12 protein-coding genes and 2 pseudogenes are annotated in these 18,494 nt (G+C 60.3%); 4 read left to right on the forward strand and 10 right to left on the reverse strand.

Going from position 1 to position 18,494, the window contains the following annotated elements; all coding sequences use genetic code 11:
- Window positions 1-207: 207 nt before the first annotated feature.
- Entirely contained in the window at window positions 208-2,304 is a 2,097-nt protein-coding gene (locus ACVWY9_RS11450; protein ID WP_457388435.1) for a hydantoinase/oxoprolinase family protein, read from the reverse strand.
- 219 nt (window positions 2,305-2,523) lie between these two features.
- Here ACVWY9_RS11450 and ACVWY9_RS11455 point away from each other — a divergent pair.
- Window positions 2,524-2,716: pseudogene (locus ACVWY9_RS11455) on the forward strand (hypothetical protein); the annotation flags it as partial.
- 61 nt (window positions 2,717-2,777) lie between these two features.
- Here the strand turns inward: ACVWY9_RS11455 and ACVWY9_RS11460 are convergent.
- From ACVWY9_RS11460 to ACVWY9_RS11470, 3 genes are all read right to left on the reverse strand, one after another.
- The gene (locus ACVWY9_RS11460) at window positions 2,778-4,034 is read right to left on the reverse strand and encodes an ATP-binding protein (protein ID WP_011433811.1); all 1,257 of its coding nucleotides are present in this window, start codon (window positions 4,032-4,034) and stop codon (window positions 2,778-2,780) included.
- Between the two features lie 90 nt (window positions 4,035-4,124).
- Window positions 4,125-4,415, reverse strand: a complete 291-nt coding sequence (locus tag ACVWY9_RS11465; protein ID WP_011433810.1) for a hypothetical protein — start codon at window positions 4,413-4,415, stop codon at window positions 4,125-4,127.
- A gap of 65 nt (window positions 4,416-4,480) precedes the next feature.
- A complete protein-coding gene (locus ACVWY9_RS11470; RefSeq protein WP_457388438.1) occupies window positions 4,481-6,352 on the reverse strand; it encodes an FAD-dependent oxidoreductase in 1,872 nt (623 codons plus the stop codon).
- A gap of 88 nt (window positions 6,353-6,440) precedes the next feature.
- Here ACVWY9_RS11470 and metG point away from each other — a divergent pair, with 88 nt between their 5' ends.
- Window positions 6,441-7,997 carry a methionine--tRNA ligase gene (metG, locus tag ACVWY9_RS11475; RefSeq protein ID WP_457388440.1) on the forward strand — a complete coding sequence of 519 codons (1,557 nt, stop codon included), beginning with the start codon at window positions 6,441-6,443 and terminating at the stop codon, window positions 7,995-7,997.
- On the opposite strand, the gene ACVWY9_RS11480 is transcribed toward metG, so the two are convergent.
- The 4 genes from ACVWY9_RS11480 to ACVWY9_RS11495 all read right to left on the reverse strand — a co-directional run bounded on the left by ACVWY9_RS11480 (window position 7,994) and on the right by ACVWY9_RS11495 (window position 12,821).
- Window positions 7,994-8,542, reverse strand: a complete 549-nt coding sequence (locus ACVWY9_RS11480; protein WP_457388442.1) for a hypothetical protein — start codon at window positions 8,540-8,542, stop codon at window positions 7,994-7,996. The two genes, metG and ACVWY9_RS11480, sit on opposite strands and share 4 nt — an antisense overlap.
- Window positions 8,539-8,910 (reverse strand): YtxH domain-containing protein, encoded by a 372-nt coding sequence (locus ACVWY9_RS11485; protein WP_011433806.1) that lies wholly within the window; start codon window positions 8,908-8,910, stop codon window positions 8,539-8,541. Before ACVWY9_RS11485 ends, ACVWY9_RS11480 begins: the two co-directional genes overlap by 4 nt.
- A 99-nt stretch (window positions 8,911-9,009) precedes the next feature.
- A complete protein-coding gene (gene priA / locus ACVWY9_RS11490) occupies window positions 9,010-11,448 on the reverse strand; it encodes a primosomal protein N' (protein WP_457388444.1) in 2,439 nt (812 codons plus the stop codon).
- Between the two features lie 8 nt (window positions 11,449-11,456).
- Window positions 11,457-12,821, reverse strand: a complete 1,365-nt coding sequence (locus ACVWY9_RS11495) for a hypothetical protein (protein ID WP_457388446.1) — start codon at window positions 12,819-12,821, stop codon at window positions 11,457-11,459.
- Window positions 12,822-13,584: 763 nt separating this feature from the next.
- Here ACVWY9_RS11495 and ACVWY9_RS11500 point away from each other — a divergent pair.
- Entirely contained in the window at window positions 13,585-15,138 is a 1,554-nt protein-coding gene (locus tag ACVWY9_RS11500) for a TolC family protein (RefSeq protein ID WP_457388448.1), read from the forward strand.
- Window positions 15,139-15,279: 141 nt separating this feature from the next.
- Here ACVWY9_RS11500 and ACVWY9_RS11505 read toward each other — a convergent pair.
- Window positions 15,280-16,508: pseudogene (locus ACVWY9_RS11505) on the reverse strand (RNA-guided endonuclease InsQ/TnpB family protein).
- A 273-nt stretch (window positions 16,509-16,781) separates the two neighbouring features.
- Window positions 16,782-17,195 (reverse strand): ATP synthase F1 subunit epsilon, encoded by a 414-nt coding sequence (gene atpC, locus ACVWY9_RS11510; RefSeq protein ID WP_011433800.1) that lies wholly within the window; start codon window positions 17,193-17,195, stop codon window positions 16,782-16,784.
- Between the two features lie 611 nt (window positions 17,196-17,806).
- Here atpC and ACVWY9_RS11515 point away from each other — a divergent pair.
- Window positions 17,807-18,445 (forward strand): Crp/Fnr family transcriptional regulator, encoded by a 639-nt coding sequence (locus ACVWY9_RS11515; RefSeq protein ID WP_011433798.1) that lies wholly within the window; start codon window positions 17,807-17,809, stop codon window positions 18,443-18,445.
- Window positions 18,446-18,494: the final 49 nt, after the last annotated feature.

Genomic DNA, 18,494 nt, shown 5'->3' on the forward strand with positions numbered 1-18,494 from the left:
CAAAAATCGTGAAGGTATTCGTCAAGGTGATCTGGAGCACCTGCCTCTCCCTCTCAAAACAAGCTCTGCTGTGGTCTTTCAGGTTAGGGTGAGCTTCTGGCCCCCTGCATTATTGCTCCGCAACGCCGACGCGAGCAACGTTTTGGGTGTGGGCACAGCATCCTAGTTTGAATCGAAATGACCATGACGCTCTGCTTGCGGATGGACTCACCAGGACTTTGTCCCGCTATCGCGAACACAGCTCAAGATTAGGGTTCCCACTTCGTCAATGACCCCCGTCCAATCGGCTTCGATCACCGCCGTTGCCTCCGGCATCTCGACAATTGCCGGCCCGCGCAGTTGAAACCCCACATCCATGGGCTGCCGATCGTAGACCGGCACCGAGCACATCCTGCCCCCAAACCATGCCTCTCGCCGACCCTTGAGGGGATCCCCTGGCAAAGGGTGGGGTGCAGTCAAAGGCACGGTGGGTAGGGCCTGCACCGCCTGTAGACGCAACTGAATTGCCTCCACCGGCTGGGCTGAATCTTGCCATCCATAGCGTTGTTGGTGGGCCTGGTGAAACTGCTGTTCCAGATGAGCAATCGGATCCGACAACCGCACTGGGATCCCCAACTCAAAAGACTGGCCGCGATAGCGCAAGTCCAAGCTGAAGTGCAACGCCGGCTCCTGCAGATCGGCTCTCGCCTGGCGGATCAGGGGTTCTGCCCATTGGGCCAGCAGGGATCCCCCTGAAGGGGACGTGAGCTGCCGCAGAGGTTGGAGGATGGCCCGCCGATAGTCTCGCCGCAGATCTGCCAAAGCCATTCCCAGCGCCGAGAGCACCCCACAGGCAGCCGGGATCAAGATCGTGCGGATGCCCAGCTCTTCTGCCAAAGCACAGGCATGCATGGGCCCGGCTCCGCCGAAGGCCAACAGGGCAAAATCGGCGGGATCCAAACCCCGCTCCACGCTGATCACCCGCAGGGCCCGCGACATGGCGACATTCGCCAAGGTGCGAATGCCAACGGCAGTTTCCTGCAAGCTCAAGCCCAAGGGATCCGCCAGCGTGGCAATAGCCTGTTCCGCTAGCCCCCGCCGTAGCTGCACCGAGTCGCCCAGCCGACCGCCATCCGGCAGGTACCCCAGCCAGAGGTTGGCATCGGTAACCGTCGGAGCCCTTCCCCCCCGACCGTAGCAGGCCGGCCCGGGGTTGGATCCGGCACTCTCTGGCCCCACCTGAAGCCCACCGCCGGGCAGCAAATAGGCCAGGGATCCGCCGCCGGCACTGACGGTGTGGATATCAATTTGGGGCTGTTGCACGGGCAAGCCACACACCACCGCTGCGGGAGTAACCTGGGGGATCCCATCTTGGATCAAGGCCACATCTGTGCTGGTTCCCCCCATATCGAAGCTGAGCAAGTGGGGGTAGCCACTCAGCCGACCCAGATAGGCCGCCCCATAAACCCCGCCTGCCGGCCCTGAGAGCAAAGCCACCGAAGCATGGGCCGCCGCCTGAGGGATGGAGGTCACCCCGCCGGAAGACTGCATGATCAAGGGCTGGGGGATCCCTCGCTCCCGACATCCTTGGGCCAAGCGGTGCAGGTAGCCCGCCAGTGCCGGGCTGAGGTAGGCATCGATGGCGGTGGTGCTGAAGCGCTCGTATTCTCGGAACTCCGGCGCCACCTCGCAAGACAGGGAAAGGTGCAGATCGGGAAAAGCCTGCCGCAAGGCCGTCCCCAGCCGCTGTTCGTGCTCCGGGTAGAGAAAAGAAAACAAAAACCCCACCCCAATAGCGCGGATCCCATCCCGCTGCACCCGTTCCCCCACCTCCTGCACCACCCGCCGGATTTCGGCATCGGTGAGCGGCTCCAACACTCCACCCACGCTGCAGCGCTCCTTCACCTCCAGGCAGTGGTGGCGGGGCACCACCGGCTCCGGCTTGGGCTGTGTCAGGTCATACAGAGAGGGGCGGTTTTGACGGGCAATGGCCAGCACATCCCGAAAGCCCGCCGTGGTCAAAAACAGGGTGGGGGATCCCTTGCGCTCCAGCAGCGCGTTGGTGGCCACCGTCATGCCATGGCAGAACAGGTCAACCCGGAGCTCTCCTTGGAGCGCCCCCAGCTTGTCCAGCGCCGCAAAGACTCCCTCCTCAGGGCTGGGGGTAGACAGCACCTTCGCCGTCTGCATCTGGCCGTCGCGCAGGAGCACCAGATCGGTAAAGGTGCCCCCCACATCGATCCCCAGGCGGGCCAAGCTGCGGCTTGCTTCCGTCTGATCCAGATTGGCCGGATCGAGGTTGCTACCCAACGCTGATGCGACCATGGCTTCCATCGTGCATTTCTTTTGCCTTCTTCTGGGGCCAGCCCTTGGTCGGACTATGGCTATGACGCCTGGCTTTTGTAACGGCAGAGACAGGCTGACCGGCGCCCCTTCGTGTAGCGAGTGTAGCTCAGCAACTTCTGTCTTTTTTTGAGCATGACTCTAGTCAATAATAAGCTCAACTATACTGAAAATAATGTATAATATGTTCAGTACGGTTACTACCAGTTGATCTTTCTGTTTACTTTCGAGTCTGCCAACATGGTAGCCAAAGCAAAGCAGAAAATTGGTAGTAAGACGACACGGAAACTGCGCTTTGGGTATTCTACTCAAAGCTTTGCGGGATACCGCCATTCTGTTTGGACTCCGTCCCGCTAACGCGAATGGAAACAAACAGAATGCTATCGCTGCATAGTTGAACAGTGATGTTCAGCAGTGTTCAGCGTAAATGTATCAGTTTGGAATAGTCACCACCTCTAGCTCGGAAGTCCATCGTTGCCTTTCACCAGCCCTGCCCGAACGGCATCCAAGAACTGGCGGGCAGTGCGACCGGAAAAGCCGTTTTGCTGTTGGGCCCAGATTAAGGCCTGGCGGCGCAGGGCATCCAGAGATTGGGTGAAACCCAGCCGCTGGGCCAAGTGTTCTACGGTTGCCAGGTAATCTCCCTGGGTGAAGGGGGTGAAGGTGAGGGTGAGGCCGAAGCGATCCCGCAGCGACAGCTTTTCCTGGACTGTATCCCAGGCGTGGACTTCTTGATCTTGGGGATTGGGACGGTCGCCAAAAAACTCGCGGATGAGATGGCGGCGGTTGCTGGTGGCATAAAGGCGCACGTTGGGGGGCGGCGCAACGAGATCCCCCTCCAGGAGCACCTTGAGCTGCTTGAACTCGGTTTCCTCTGCCTCAAAGGAGAGATCGTCCACAAACAAGATGAAAGGCAACACCTGCGCCCGCAGCTCTGCCAAAATTTCCGGCAACTGAATCAAGTCTGTTCGCCTCAGCTCCAATAGGCGCAGCCCCTGCAGGCCGTAGCGGCGCAACAACGCCTTCACCAGAGAAGACTTGCCGGTGCCCCGCGCCCCGTAGAGCAACACATGCAAAGCCGGATCCCCCCGCAGCAGGGCTTCGGTGTTGGCCGCCAACTGCTGTTTCTGCCGTTCGTAGCCGTAGATCTCCTCCCAGTCAGACAGATCGGGAGCAGGGATCCCTTCTAGCCCTGCTGGCCCCCAGCGAAAGGCCCAGTAGCGACCACAGAGCCCTACCCCCCTTTGGCGGTAGTGGGCAATTAAGGTCTCCAAGCTCTGGCCCCAATCGGCAAAAGAGCGGGGATCCCAGCCAGCGCTATCGGTTTCCCCATCGGGCCAGGGGATCCCCAACCCCAACGCCTGCATCTGCTCGGCAATGGTCTCCTGACTGTCCGCTAGGGTTTGCAGACAGCGCAGGTCGTGGCGGGCCGCCTGCATAAGAGGCTCTGGGATCCCTTGGGGCTGCAGCGCTGCACGGGCAAAGGGGTTATCGGCCCAGCGGATCTCCCGGATCAGCCATTGCCGCCAGCTCAGGCCCTGCCGGGCCAAAAGCTCAAACCAGCGCCCGTAGGCCCTCCAGCACGGCAGGGGATCCCCACTCATCAACTGCTGGATTAGCTCCTGCCAGGCTAGGGCTAGGGGGTGGGTGCAGATGTCCCGGAATACCAGCAGCTTGGCCGCTGCTTCTGCTGCTTCTTGGAGGGGGGTCATCGCTTGAAGCCGCTCTAACTTGGCGTTGCTTATCCGCTCCCTAGGGGAGGAGACTGGGGGTAGTTGCGTTAACAACACGGAGCGCTTGAGTTACCTGGCATTGTCCCGCCGGCCCAGTTCATAGAGGCCTCCGCCGACGCAGGCGATCAGGCCGCAGGAGACGGCCCAGCTTTTGCCCAAGGAGATCTCCGTCAGGGCTACCACCAAGCCTGCTGCCAGCAAAAAGGGAAGGGTGCTCAGCAAGGAAGCCAAAGCTCCACTGGGATCCCATAGCAATTGCTTTTCCCAGCTCTCCTGCAGCTTTTGATGCAGCGGCGAAAACCCCCACATCAGTCCCAAGCCCCACAGAGCCGTGGCGGCCCATAAAGAGGGGCGAAGCATCTCCCAGCCCACAAGTCCAACCCCAACGGGATCCACCGGTCAACTCCCAACCCTGCCTTTCTAGGCTAGCGGGATTGGGCCCAATCGGTGGCGGTAATGGTGGTGCCAGGAAATTGAATGGGGTTGCCCAAGCTCTGGATTTGGGCCTGGAGAGCCGGCAACAGCCGCAAATCCAAAAGCGGCTCCTCCACGATCTCTGCCGGGATCAGATCCCGTTCTAGGGCAAAGTGGGCCGCGTGGCCGGCGGCGGTGCCAATGGCCCATTCCACCGGATGCACCCGGTAGGAGGCACTGGCAATGCGGCTGGTGGCGATATTTTTGTTGCCGGCTAGCAGATTGTCAATGCGCTGGGGGATCAGCGCCCGCAGGGGGATCTGGTAAGGGTAGCTGGGGGCCTGCGCGTCTTTGTTGTTGCTGGGGGGCGGGGAAAAACCCGGCAGCAGGCAATCGTGAAAGTCGATGGGGTACTGGCCCACCCCCACCGAGTCGTAGAAGATGAAGGGCCGCCCGCGGTTTAGCTCCGATTCCCGTGTGGTGATGTCCGACTCGTAGATGGTAAATCCTTCTGGGTAGGAGAGGCTGGGCCGACCAATGATGCGCCGCGACTCGCGGATATAAGGGTACTTGGAGAGGCCGCTGGCAGTTCCCATGGGGGTATTGGGCCCCCGTAGGTAGGCATAGCGCAAGTAGAAGTCTTTTTGAAAGTTGGGATCCTCCTGTTGCAGGAGAAAATCCGTCCTTCCCGCCACCAGCCAGTAGAAAAAGCCCTTAGCATGCTGCTCAGCTCGCCGCAGGGCTTCCACCCGCAAGCCCCCCATCCAGCCGCCCGGCTGCAGTTGGCCTGAGGCCTGCAGTTGCTCGTGGGTGAGGATGAAATTCTTATCCGGCCCTGTGATGCGCCAGTCGTTGCCCCAAGTCCAGTTTTGCATTGACTGATCCCCCACCCGAATGGCCTCTTCCCCAAAGCCGAACACCTGCCCCCGGATGCGGCGGTAGGTGAAGATCAGCGCAAAGTTGAAGCGAGGGTGTTCGTAACTGTAGTAGGGGCCGTGCAGGGGATCGTTGTAGAACTCCGGCTTGACCGGCACCTGCGGCACGGGGAAGCGCTCCATGACAAAGGTGTAGGTGAAGCCCTGGGTACAGTAGGGATCCACGTAGGGCTTGGAGCTGGGTTCCCAGCGGCTTTGGCCATCGGTTCCCAGGCGGTAGGGCACCCGCGCCAGGGGCAGCAGCTCGCCGGTTTCAGTAGCGTCGATCACCACCCAGGGCAGGGTTTTCCCCTGGCGTTCTGGCGGCGGCTCAAAGCGCAGGATCTCCTTGTCCCAGTCCTCGGTGGGTTCTAGACGATAAAAATCGAGAAAGTAGCTGGAGAGATCCCCTCGATTCTCTGGCTGGACGCCGGCGTGTTTGGGGATGTTGCGGATGGCCTGCACACTGCGGATCTGGTAATCCGCAATCTCCAAGTCTTTGACCACCGTCTCCGTAAATAGCCGCAACTGCCCCGACTGCAGATAGGGATCCAACATCTCCCGAATCACCTGGTGGCCCACCTGAGGGGAAAAGCAGAGCACGCTCACCCAGCATTTGCCCGGATTGGGATCCCCGCCGTATTTTTCCCGTACCCGCCGGCGAAACTCGCTGTAGCCTTTGGGGAAGATGTCATTTTCTCGTTGCAGGGGTCGCTCGTCCAAAGCGGAGACTCCCTGGGCGCTCACCTGCCCCCCGATCCAATCGGTGATCTCCGTCATGCACACCTGCCGGCCCAGTTGCAGCGCGTCATAGGCCGCCGCCACCCCCCCCAGCCCACCCCCGGCAATGAAGATCTCACAGGGGGTGCGGGTTTCCGGCAAGGGCTGGGCCAGAGCCGCTCCGGCGCCCAGGATCCCTGCTCCCAAGGCTACCCTGCTCCACCCCGGAAGGTTAACCTGAAGTTTCATCGAATGAGCCTCTCCCCACCCACGCTCTGGCTTGGCCTTTTGGACTTTCCGGCAACCTCTATCATGGGAGAAAGCCTTGCGGATGCTCATGCCGGATTCCACCTTTGTCATCACCACCCCCATCTACTACGTCAACGCTGCCCCCCATATTGGCAGCGCCTACACCACCCTAGTGGCGGATGCCATCGCCCGTTACCACCGCCTGCGGGGCAAGGATGTGCTGATGGTGACGGGAACTGACGAGCACGGCCAGAAGATCCAGCGTACCGCCGAAGAACGGGGCGTTCCGCCGCAGCAGCACTGTGATGAGTTTTCTGCCGAGTTTGCGAAACTGTGGCACCTACTCCACATCCGCCACGACCGCTTCATCCGCACCACGGATCCCCGCCACAAGGCCATTGTGCGGGAGTTTTTTCAGCGGGTCTGGGATCAGGGAGATATTTTCATTGGCCGGCAGCAGGGGTGGTACTGCGTTGCCTGCGAAGAGTTTAAAGACGAGGCGGAGCTGCTAGAAGGTGGGTTTTGCCCCCTGCACCCCACCAAGAAGGTGGAGTGGAAAGACGAGGAAAACTACTTTTTTCGCCTCTCCCGCTACCAGGAAAAGCTGGAAGCCCTCTATGCCGAGCAGCCGGAGTTTATCCAACCAGAAAGCCGCCGCAATGAGGTGATTAACTTTGTCAAGCAGGGCCTGCGGGACTTTTCCATCTCTCGCCCCAGCGTCTCCTGGGGGATCCCTTTTCCGGCGGATCCCGGCCAAACCCTCTACGTCTGGTTTGACGCCCTGATCAACTACATCAGTGCCGCTCTGGATCCTGACGACGAGCCCACCTTGGCAAATGCCCTACGCCGCTACTGGCCTGCGGATGTCCACCTGGTGGGCAAGGACATCGTCCGCTTTCATGCCATCTACTGGCCGGCTATGCTCATGTCGGCCGGTCTGCCTCTGCCCAAACAAATCTTTGGCCACGGCTTTCTCACCAAAGATGGCCTCAAGATGAGCAAAAGCTTGGGGAACACGGTGGATCCCTTTGAGCTGGTGCGCCAGTACGGCGCCGATGCCGTGCGCTACTACTTCCTGACGGAAATCGAGCTGGGCAAGGATGGCGATTTCAGCGAGGGCCGCTTCGTTGACGTGCTCAACGCCGATCTGGCCAACGATCTGGGCAATCTGCTCAACCGCACCCTCACCATGCTCAAGAAATATCAACCGGACTACCGCATTCCCGCCGTCGGGATCCCTGCAGATCACCCCCTCAAAACCCTGGCCGAGCGCCTTGCCCCGGCAGTGGCCAACGCCTACGAGCGGCTGGATCCCAGCTCTGCTGCCCGCAAAGCCCTCAGCTTAGCCCAGGCCAGCAACAAATACCTTGATGAGCAGGCTCCTTGGACGCTGCACAAGCAAGGGCAAAACGAACGGGTGGCCCAGATTCTCTACGCCGTTTTGGAAAGTGTGCGCTGGGTGGCAGTGCTGCTCTCGCCCCTCATTCCCGCTCTCAGCCTCAAGATCCTGCAGCAACTGGGGTTCTCCCTCACCGACACCCTGCAACTGCGCTGGGATCCCGATGCGACTTGGGGCCAGCTTCCCCCCGGGCAAGAGCCCCAGCCTCCTACGCCTGTCTTTCAGAAGATCCTGAGGAACGCCTAGGGATTGGCGATGTCCGGTCGGGAAGATTGGGCAGCGGCTTGGGATCCCTCTGGTGTGGCTCCGCCGGCAAAAGGGCGGTCACCTCCCAGGGGAAGTGTTGATGAAGCAGCGGAGAAAGAACGGTTGGATGGGTCGGATGGGCGCAGCCGCGGGTTGTGAATCGCGCCAGTGGTGGGGGGCACTTCGCCGGACAGCGTCTGCCAGGCTGCCCGTACCCCTGCCCAAAGGCTGCGGATATTGACTTGGGCGCCCTGGGCTTGGGTGCGTGCTCCTTCGATGGAGCGGTTGACCTGCTTCACCACTTGCCCAGCCCCTTTCACCCCTTCGTCGAGGCTGTCGGCAATCTCGCTCACTTCCAGGCTGGTCAGGCGCAGGGCCTCCAGCGTGGGCGGCAATTCCCGCAGCAGGGTATCGAAAAAGCGTTCTACACTTTGAGCGGCTCGACCCAGTTGGATGACGGCGGGCAGCAGGGTCAGGATCACCGCCAAAATGCCCACTGCCACCAGGCCTACCGAGAGGCCGAGCCAAAAGACCGGGTCGTTCATCCCGCCGCCTCCTCCCCATCCCGAGCTTCTAGGTCAGCTTCTTCCCCGCCAAAGGGACGCGAGTTCTGGGCTTGGAGCAGCTCCCTTCGCTTCTGCAACATGGCTTCTTTGCCCACCGCCACTGCCTGCTGCAGCCGCAGCAGAGCCTCATCCAAACTGCGTTGGGCAGCGTCGAACAACTTTTCCGATTGATATTGCAGACTGCTGGTCACATCTTCTGCCACCTCTGGCAGAGCCTCTGCCGATTTCTTCAGCAGTCGCCGCGTTTCCCGTCCGCTGCGGGGAGCCAAGAGCAGGCCAATGGCGGTGCCCACAGCAGTTCCCAGCAACAGCCCACCGATAAACGCACCAGTCCGGTTTTCAGCCATGCTTTGCCAGAGTTGAGTTGGATACGGGTGGCCCCGAAACCAGACTACCTTAAGATCTCGCGGGATCGGCGGGCTTGCCGCGCGCCGGGTCAACTGTTCCTAGAGAATCCGCAGGGGATCCACATCCAGGCTGACGCGGATCCCTTGGGGGGGATGGCCAATTGCGGCCTGGATCTGCGCAGCCAGCTTCGGGCGATCCCAATCTTGGTCGGGCAGTTGCTTCAGCAGGATCTGCCAGCGGTAGCGTCCGGCAACCCGCTCCACCTGAGCTGGCCCCGGCCCCAACACCTCTGCTGGGATCCCCTGTAGGCGTTCGGCCACCCGATAGCAGTAGCGCTCCAGGGCTTCCAGGCGGGTGCTGCTCAAGCGGATCAAAATCAAGGCTCGATGGGGAGGATAGCCCCCCTCTTGCCGTTGTTGCAGTTCTGCCCGCAAGAAGCCCTCGTAATTTTGGGCCAGTACCGCCCTCAAAATCGGGTGCTCCGGCAGATAGGTCTGGATAATCGCCTGTCCTGGCAGGGATCCCCGGCCCGAGCGCCCTGCCACCTGGGTGAGCAGTTGAAAGCTGCGCTCGCCGGCGCGATAGTCGGCTTGGTGCAACAGCCCATCGGCGGCCATCACGCCCACCAAGGTCACCTGGGGTATGTCCAGCCCTTTGGTGAGCATTTGCGTGCCCACCAGCACCTGGGCCTTGCCGCTGCGAAACTGCTCCAGCAAATCGCGATGGGATCCCTTGCGGCGGGTGGCGTCGCTGTCGTAGCGCAAAATCGAGAGCTGGGGCCAATGCTGGTGCAGCACTTCCACCACTTTTTGGGTGCCGGTGCCGAAGTGCTTCAGGTAGGGGGATCCACAGGCGGGGCAGCGCTGCGGATGGGGTTGGCGGGCGCCGCAGTAGTGGCAGCGCAGTTCTTGTCCGCCAAGATGGGCCAGGTGAAAGGTGAGAGAAACATCACAGTGCTCGCAGGTGAGGACAAACCCGCAGCTCCGGCACAAGACGAAGGTGCTGTGGCCGCGGCGGGGGACAAAGAGAATGGCCTGTTCCCCTCTGTCCAGCGTCTGCTGCAGGGCCTGGTGTAGACGGCGGCTGAGGATGCTGCGGTTGCCGGCTTGGAGCTCCTGGCGCATGTCCACCAGCTCCAGTTGGGGCAGGGTGGCCGGGATCCCAGCTTGGGGGATGCGCTGCGGCAGGGCCAGCCGGATCCACCGTTGCGGATCCTGCAGATGGGCGGCATAGGTTTCCACCGCTGGGGTTGCACTGCCCAGGACCAGGGGACAACCGGCCAGCTCGGCCCGCCACTCGGCCACCTGACGGGCGTGGTAGCAGGGCTGGGGCTGATCCTGCTTGAAGCTGTCGTCGTGCTCTTCGTCCAAGACGATCAGGCCCAGCTTGGACAAGGGGGCAAACACCGCCGAGCGGGTGCCGATCACCACTTGGGGGGTGGAGGACAGCATCTGCCGCCAGGTGTCGTAGCGCTCGCCTTCCGAGAGGCCGCTGTGGTAGGCCCACACCTGGGATCCCAGCCGCGCCCGAAACCGATCCATCAGTTGCGGGGTAAGGCCGATCTCGGGCACCAGCACCAGCGCCGACCGTCCTTGCTGCAGCACCTGGGCGATCACCTGCAGGTACACTTCCGTTTTCCCAGAACCGGTGACCCCGTGCAGTAAAAACCGCTGGAACCGGCCCAAAGCTTGCCGGATCGCCTCTACCGCCTGGGCCTGGGCGGCCGTCAAGGGCCTGGGCGGATCCCGCCACCCCGGCAGGCTGGCATCTCCCAGCCGCAGCAGTGGGCGCTCGTAGAGGTGGACACGGCCTTTGCGGGCCAACCCCTGCAGAACCGCTCGGCTCACTCCTGCCAGGCGCTCCCACTCGGCGAGCAGCAGCTCTCCCCCCTTCTGCTTGAGGATCTGCAGCGCCTTCTGCTGAGGGAGGCTCAGCCCCTCTGGGGAGTCGTCGGCCAGACTGGCGGCCAGCTGGGTTTTCACCCTGCCCCCCTGTTGCTCCTGCCAAAAGCTCTCCACCCAACCCCGTCGCTGCAGTTCCCGCAGGGCGAGGGCGGCAGTGGGCACCTGCTGTTGCACATAGCGCCAAGACAGCTCTCCCCCTTTGGCCTGAAGCAGCTGCAGCAGGGTGCGGGCAGCCGGCGAACATTCCTCCCCTTCGGCAGGGAGCCTGAGCAAGCGGACACGCCGCTGAGAACGGCTGAGCAAGCCGGGGGGCAATACCGTGCGCACCACCTGGGCCAGAGGGGTGAGGTAATAGTCGGCCACCCGCTGCAGCAGGGGCCAGAACTCCTTGGGCAGGATCCCTTTGGCCACCACCGCCTCGATCTCCCGCACCGACTGCGGATCCACCCCTGCCGGCAGCTCGGAGCGCCAACCCAAGGCCACTGCCCCCGCCATTTGCTGACCAAAGGGTACGCTGAGCAGGTCGCCCGCTTCTGGCGCGGATCCCTCTGGCACACGATAGGTAAAGCAACCCCCCAAATGGGGATGATCCACCCACACTTCCAGCCAGCGGGGAGGAACAGGCTGCAACACGGGATCCCTCACGGACGGGGCAGAAACCTCGGCAGATCGACCGCCCGCTTGCTTGCCCGAGACGGTAGAGGTTGGGCCAGGGGCTGAATTGTAGGCTTGGCAGCAGGGGTTGGAGACAGAGCCTGGCCAAGGGACTCTGTTCGCGTGAGGGCGCTGGAGGTATCGGCCCGAGGTGGGACATCCAAGCCTTTGCGTTCCAAAGCCGCCTTCAAGCTCAGCACATGCATCTGCTGCTGCTCGTATTTTTCTCGGAGAGAGCGGTTTTCTTCCCACAGGGCAGCACGCTCCCCTTGCAGGGCTTTGATCTGCTCTGCTTGCTTCTCCAGTTGCGTGGACAAGGTTGCAATTTCTTCTTGCAGATGGAGAATGGTTGCCTGCGCAGAGCGCAACTGTGGCTGCCAGTCGGGTTGGGCGGCCAACTGCTCCAAGGCAGCTTGCAACTGCTGCTCCAAGGCGGAGAGATGCTGCTGGGCTTGGGCATACTGTTCCTGCAGATGGCGGTGCTCTTGCTGCCAACGGGCAACTTCTGCTTGGGCTTGGGAGAGGGCCACTTGCAGCGCTTCGGCCTGGGCTTGCCACTGCTGTTGAAGCTGTTGCTGCGCCAGGGATCCCTGGCGCAGATGCTCCTGCTGAGCTTGCAAAGCCGCCAATTGAGCTTGGGCTTCGGCCAGGGCTGCTTCTAGCTCTTGCCGTTGTTCCCGCCAGCGCTGCTCGGCCTCGGCTTCCGTCTCGGCATAGCCCGCCAAACGGGCCTCGAGGTGTTCCCGTTGCTCCTGCCAGGCTGCCTGTTGGTCGCTGTACAAAGCCCGCAGGCTGCTCAGCTCCGCCTGAGTTTCGGCAATTTGAGTGCGGGCCAGAGAAAGCTCTGCCTTAAAGCGTTGCAGCATTTCCACCCGCTTTTCCGCCACATCCTGGGCTTCCAGCAGAGAGGCCTGCAGCTCCTGCTGGCGCTGTTCCCATTGACGGCGCTCCTGAGCGTGGGCCAAGCGTAGCTGCTCAATCTGCTCCTGCAGGGCCTCGATATCCTGCCGCTGCCGTTCATTTAAGCGTTGCCGAGCCGCCAGTTGAGCTTCCTGCTCCGAGATCTGGACTTTCTGATCCGCCAAAGCCTGCTGCAACTGTTGCAAGAGATGCTCCCGCTCCTGCAGCGCCTTCTCTTGTTCGGCCACCTTCTGGTGCAAAGCCTGCAGTTGTTCCTGAAGAACTCGCCGCTCTTGGAGCTCGGCTTCGGCTTTGAGCAGACGGCTCTCCAAGGGCTGTTGCTGCCTCAGGGCCAAATGGCGCTCCGTGCTGGGATCCGGTTCGGATGCTGAACAGCCCGCATGAGTCTCTGAAAGGATGGGATCCGAGTCACCTGAAGAGGGAGCACGCATAGATTGAAGGAGAGATGAAGAAGCGGGAGCAAATGATAAAGTTCCCTGCAGTATAGAGAGATTTTTGGGCGGGTTCAAGCCAGAAGGCTGATCTTGCTCTTGCCGCTCCCGCTCCGCACGGCACGGAGTGTTATCTGGCCGTTTTGGCTGCGCTTTTGCTTCCGCAGTTCCCAAATCTCGGAGCTGGGCAGGAGGGTTCGGCTCGCTTTTTTTCGGTCGCGGGGCGCGAGGCCGACGGGAAGAGATTTCCTCATCCTTCGATATGAACTCCGGCCCGCTGCTGCTCTGAGAACCTGCCACATTGCCCCCTCTCATCACCCACACCACCCACCATCGCCATCGCGGACAAATGGCTGCACCACCTCAAAAAATCTACCAAAAAACTGGGCCTAAAGCCCTGTCCTGTAAGACAACTTTGTGATGGACTCAAGGCAGCGGCAGGGTAGTCAACCGCTCTGTTCGCGCGGGCGGGCCGTAAGCCTTGAACTCAGCAGTCTGGCGACTGTGACTCAAGTGTAGATGCGTTGTAGATGCATTGGTTGCCTTCCAAAACATCTCTGCCTAGGTGTAGAGGCGCCTCGCCTGGGCCCAGGGATCCAAATCCCGGCAGAAGCAGACTGGCCTCGTTGCTGCGGGGGCAAATGATGCGGGGATCCCCTTCCAATGGCCCGAACAGGGCAGCCAGCGAGCCTGCGGAAAACCGTCTTATCTTTGTCCTTTCTTTTGCGATACTGCTAGGGGTGATGTTGAGAATGACCGCACGATGGCGATGCAAAATGGAGCCAGGGATCCGCTTCAACTTCCTCAACGGCAGACAAACTCGGCGGGATCCCAGTTGTGCCTTGCCTGTTCTGCTCCCTGTGGCCTACTGTTGAGCCTGCTCTGGGTTGTCCCTGCTCTTGCTCAGCCGGAATCTCCCAGCTCTGCTGCCTTTGCTCTGCCCAACAGCCGCGAAATCCTCACCCCCCCACCCCCCCCCACCCTATCGATTCCCCCCAACCCTGCTGACTCCACCCCTGCGGCTGACCTGACTCTAAAGGGGGCTTTGACGGCTGAAGAATTGGTGGTGCCCCAATCCCCCTTGCAGGTGCGCATCGAGCGAAGGGAGGGCTTGTCTTTGGAAGAAGCTCTGGAGATCGCCGTTGCCCAGAACCCGGCTGTGCAGCAGGCCAGACTGACTGTCGAGCGGGCCGAGGCCGGGGTAGCTCTAGCTCAAGCTGCCTTTGCTCCCACCCTCTCCAGCCGTGCCAACTACCAGTACAGTGAGGCTCCCTCTCCTGGTGGTGGGCCAAGGCGCGAATCCCACACCCTCTCGGCCAGTGTGGTGCGGGTGGAGTATACCGCCTTTGACAGTGGCCTCAGGGAGCAAAACCTGAAGCTGGCCCAGGAAGCTCTGCGCATCGCCCAACTGCAACTGGAGCAAACGCTGCAGACGGTCAAACAAGCTGTGGCCAATGCCTACTACGATCTGCAAAGCGCAGATGCCAGGGTTGCCATCAGCCAAGCTGCCGTCGAAAGTTCCGAAGCCACCCTGCGGGATGCTCAAGCCCGAGAACGGGCCGGGCTGGGTACCCGCTTTGAGATTCTCCAGGCAGAGACGGAATTGGCCAACAATCGACAAACCTTGCTGGCGGCTCAAAACACCCAACAACTGAATCGCCGCCGCCTGGCCGAACTGCTGAATTTCCCCAGCCCCACCGACGTGTTGGCCAGCGACCGCATCGAGCCGATGGGAGAGTGGGATCTCAGCCTGGAAGAGACCATCATTGCTGCCTTTGCCCAACGACAGGAATTGGAGCGCCGACGCCGAGAATTGGAGCAGGCCCAAAGCCGTGTGCGCCTAGCACAGGCCCGCAATGGCCCCCGAATTGGCTTATTCGCCAGCCTCGATGCCGTTAACGATTTCAACGCCAGCCGCGATAGCTTTGATGTTGGCTATTCGGTCGGAGCCAATTTCAGCTTGACTTGGTTCGATGGGGGAGAAGCGGCTGCCCAAGCCCGCCAAGCTCAGATCGACGGGCAGGTGGCCGTGAGCAACTTCGTCGGCACCCGCAACGAAATCCAGCGGGGGGTGGAAGAAGCCTTCCTGACCCTCAGCTCCAGCCGTGAACAGATCGACTCGGCCAAAGTGGCAATTGCCTCGGCAGAAGAGAGCCTGCGCTTGGCCCGGCTGCGTTTGCAAGCAGGGGTGGGCACCCAAACCGAGGTGATCAATGCTGAAGCTGCTCTCACCACTGCCCGTGGCAACCTTTCCAATGCTGTAATCGCCTACAATCGCGCCTTGGTGCAACTGAAACGGGCCATTGGCAGCCTTTGACCTGAGCCTTTCTCCCTCACTCCCAGCCCTTCTTCCAAAAGGAGAGGGGTGCTATGGATACCGCGACGAAACAGTTCTATTCCAACTTGAGCTGTTGTGACATACTCCCGCACTCATGCTGACGCAAAGCGCTCCGCGCCGCTAGCGCGAAAAGGACGTTTCCTGCGCTTGAGGACTACGTCCCGCTGACGCGAAAAGAACGGGATGCCCCACCGCCCTGTGCTTGATGTTGATGGCCGCATGGTGGTCGCGCCCTAGTTCTAGCCCACAATGGGAACAAGAATGCCACCTGTCTTGAATCGCTTTCGGTACTCTTTGACCGCACCGAGAGCAGTTTTGACTGCTGCCGTTGGGATTCACTGCAATCGCCCTCAGCCCAGCTCTTTCAGCCTTGACTGCCAGCATTTGCAGAAATTGTCCCCACCCAGCATCATAGGTAGATTTTGCTAGTCGGGTCCTCGCAATACCTTTGATATTCAGGGCTTCGTACCCAATATGCTTGCCTTTGCTTACCAGCCAGTTCGCTGTTTTGTCATGAAAATCTTTGCGCTGAGATAGTGGTTAGTGGATAGTCACTATTCACTATCCACTGGTCACTATCCACTAGTCACTAGCCATAGGCGGTTTGACCCCTTCTTCTCGCGAGACAAGGCTCGCTGCAACCTCTTGAGCCTGAGCTCTGCCTTGCGATAGTACTGGGGAACTGGAACAGACTCCCCCGCATCGGTCACCAAAAAGGAGTCCAGCCCCACGTCGATCCCCATCGTGTTCTCCAGTGTTGGCGGGTCAGGGGTAAATACGGGGACAGATGAATCTTGCAGGCTCAAGGTCACATACCACCCGTCTGCCTTGCGGGTGATGGCAGCGGTCTTAATCACAAAGCCCTCAGGCAAAGGACGGTGCTGAATTATGCGAACAGCACCGATTTTGGGCAGATGGATAAACTGCCCGCAAATGCAGTCCTGTTGCATCGGGGGGAAACTGAAGGAGCGATACCGCCCAACTCCCTTAAATCTGGGTTTCCCTGCCCGCTTGCCGTTACCGTCCCCCTTCAGCCAGCGGTCGAATGCTTTGTGCACTCGCTCTATGCAGTTTTGCAGGACTTGCGAATGGACTGCTCTGTACTGCGGAAACAGGGCTTTCGTGCTCACCAAGTCCCGTTTCTGGGAGTAGAAATCGGGCTTGTCTTTCAGCTGGGGCAAATGACAGACTAGGGGACAAGCATTGATAGCACAGCGATTGTGTTCCCACCACGCAAAGCGCTCTGCCAAGCGGTAGTTGTACTGCTTGCGTAACAAGTCTAGCCATTGCTCCATTAGAGCAACTTGGCTGGAGGTAGGGCGTAAGCGATACTGGTAAGCAGTTCTCATGATGAGGGTATAAAATCCTGCTACGCCGGTCATAGCACCAGTAAGGACGAAGCATCGTGTCCTCGCCTTTTATCCCGACCCTTACCCTGGATAGTGGTGAGTGGATAGTGACCAGCCACTAGTCACTAGTCACTAACGGAGGGCGGGGCTTCCCGGCGGTCTAGCTAACAAAGCCAATCCCCAAAGATCGAAAATGGCCCCCTGGCTGCGCCTCAGCCCCTCCATCTCTCCTGCAGCTTGAGCTCCATCTGCAGATCCCGCGCCGGGACAGGGTCAGCTTCCAGTCTTGCTGCCCATCTCGGCAGCTTGGATCAAGGCCCTGGCTCGCTGTTGATCCAACTTGGCTTGCAAGCGCTCTTGCTTGTCGCTGCTGGTATTCAAAACTTTGCTTGCTTCGTCCAAGAGGGCCTGAGCCGCTGCCTTATCCACTTTTTCACCCCGCTCTGCTCGGTTGACCAGGACGGTTACCTCGTTATTTTCGACTTCTGCAAATCCGCCCATGACCGCAATGGCCAACCACTTTCCATCGGCTTTGACCCGCATAACGCCATTGCCGATGGCGGTCAAGAGGGGGGCGTGCCCAGTGAGAATGCCCAATTGGCCCGAAGTGGCAGGGAGGATCACTTCCTCGCTGGGGGCATCCCAAACCGTGCGGTCGGGGGTAATCACACGAACCATCAGCGTCACGACAGATCTCCTGAGGGCTTGAACACTTTCGCGTTGGCGGTGCGGAGCACCCTGCTTCCGATCCTACCGGATCCGGATCCCTGCAGCTTTGCCGGGTTCTCCTTTTGTCTCTTCTCTCGAGGCAGCCACACTTAACCTGTGCATAACTTTGCCTTTACCTCAGGCTGGAAGGCAAGCGCTAAGGTGTTGTCGGGAACACTTATCTGATACATTTACGCTGAACACTGCTGAACATCACTGTTCAACTATGCAGCGATAGCATTCTGTTTGTTTCCATTCGCGTTAGCGGGACGGAGTCCAAACAGAATGGCGGTATCCCGCAAAGCTTTGAGTAGAATACCCAAAGCGCAGTTTCCGTGTCGTCTTACTACCAATTTTCTGCTTTGCTTTGGCTACCATGTTGGCAGACTCGAAAGTAAACAGAAAGATCAACTGGTAGTAATCCGTACTGAACATATTATACATTCATTATTTTCAGTATAGTTGAGCTTATTATTGACTAGAGTCATGCTCTCGCCCCCACCTCAGCATTGACGGCCAACCCATTGCTGTTGGTTTGCAAGGGGGAGCCCAACGACCGGTGCGCCCAGTTTTCCTAGCGGAGCCAGCTTATGCCTGAAGCAATGCCTAGCCATTTTGCTGCCGGCCTGTCCACACGGGAGCGCCAACTGCTGGAAGACCTCTACCGAAGCCGCAGTTTATCCCCCTACACTCCCGGCCAGGTTATCCCTCTGTTTCCTGAGGAATGGGTGATCGTCTGTCGGGGCGTGGTACAGTTGACCACCCTCTATCCCAATGGCGGTGAGGCGTTGTTGGGGTTTGCCGGCCCCTCCATGCCCCTGGGATCCCCTCTGACGATGCTGGATCCCTACCAAGCTAAGGCTTTGACGGCAGTTGATGTGCTGCGGCTGCCGGCAGCAGAGGTGGAAGCCTCAGAGATCCTGAGTCAAGGGCTGCTCAAGCAGGTGGTGCGTCGGCTGCGCCAAACCGAAGCATTGCTCGCCTTGGCCGGACGGCGGCGGGTAGAGGATCGGCTGCGCCAGTTGCTCTCCCTTTTGGCTGTGGAGCTGGGATCCCCGGTTGCAACAGGGGTGCGCCTGCAAGTGCGCCTTACCCACCAGGACTTGGCCAATGCCATCGGCACTACCCGGGTCACCATTACCCGTCTCCTAAACCGCTTTCGCCAGCAGGGCTGGGTTGCGGTGGACAAAAACCGGCACCTTGTCATCAAACTCGCCCACGCTCCGTAAAACCTTTAGAAACTGAGCAGGATCTGCTCCTAGGGCATGGCTGAAAGCT

It is taken from the genome of Thermostichus sp. OS-CIW-31, from assembly GCF_054060305.1.

Coding starts and splice junctions, on each gene's coding strand:
- ACVWY9_RS11450 (WP_457388435.1), bottom strand. CDS start 2,304: ATGGTCGCATCAGCGTTGGGTAGCAACCTCGATCCGGCCAATCTGGAT.
- ACVWY9_RS11460 (WP_011433811.1), bottom strand. CDS start 4,034: ATGACCCCCCTCCAAGAAGCAGCAGAAGCAGCGGCCAAGCTGCTGGTA.
- ACVWY9_RS11465 (WP_011433810.1), bottom strand. CDS start 4,415: ATGCTTCGCCCCTCTTTATGGGCCGCCACGGCTCTGTGGGGCTTGGGA.
- ACVWY9_RS11470 (WP_457388438.1), bottom strand. CDS start 6,352: ATGAAACTTCAGGTTAACCTTCCGGGGTGGAGCAGGGTAGCCTTGGGA.
- metG (WP_457388440.1), top strand. CDS start 6,441: ATGCCGGATTCCACCTTTGTCATCACCACCCCCATCTACTACGTCAAC.
- ACVWY9_RS11480 (WP_457388442.1), bottom strand. CDS start 8,542: ATGAACGACCCGGTCTTTTGGCTCGGCCTCTCGGTAGGCCTGGTGGCA.
- ACVWY9_RS11485 (WP_011433806.1), bottom strand. CDS start 8,910: ATGGCTGAAAACCGGACTGGTGCGTTTATCGGTGGGCTGTTGCTGGGA.
- ACVWY9_RS11495 (WP_457388446.1), bottom strand. CDS start 12,821: ATGCGTGCTCCCTCTTCAGGTGACTCGGATCCCATCCTTTCAGAGACT.
- ACVWY9_RS11500 (WP_457388448.1), top strand. CDS start 13,585: ATGGCGATGCAAAATGGAGCCAGGGATCCGCTTCAACTTCCTCAACGG.
- ACVWY9_RS11515 (WP_011433798.1), top strand. CDS start 17,807: ATGCCTGAAGCAATGCCTAGCCATTTTGCTGCCGGCCTGTCCACACGG.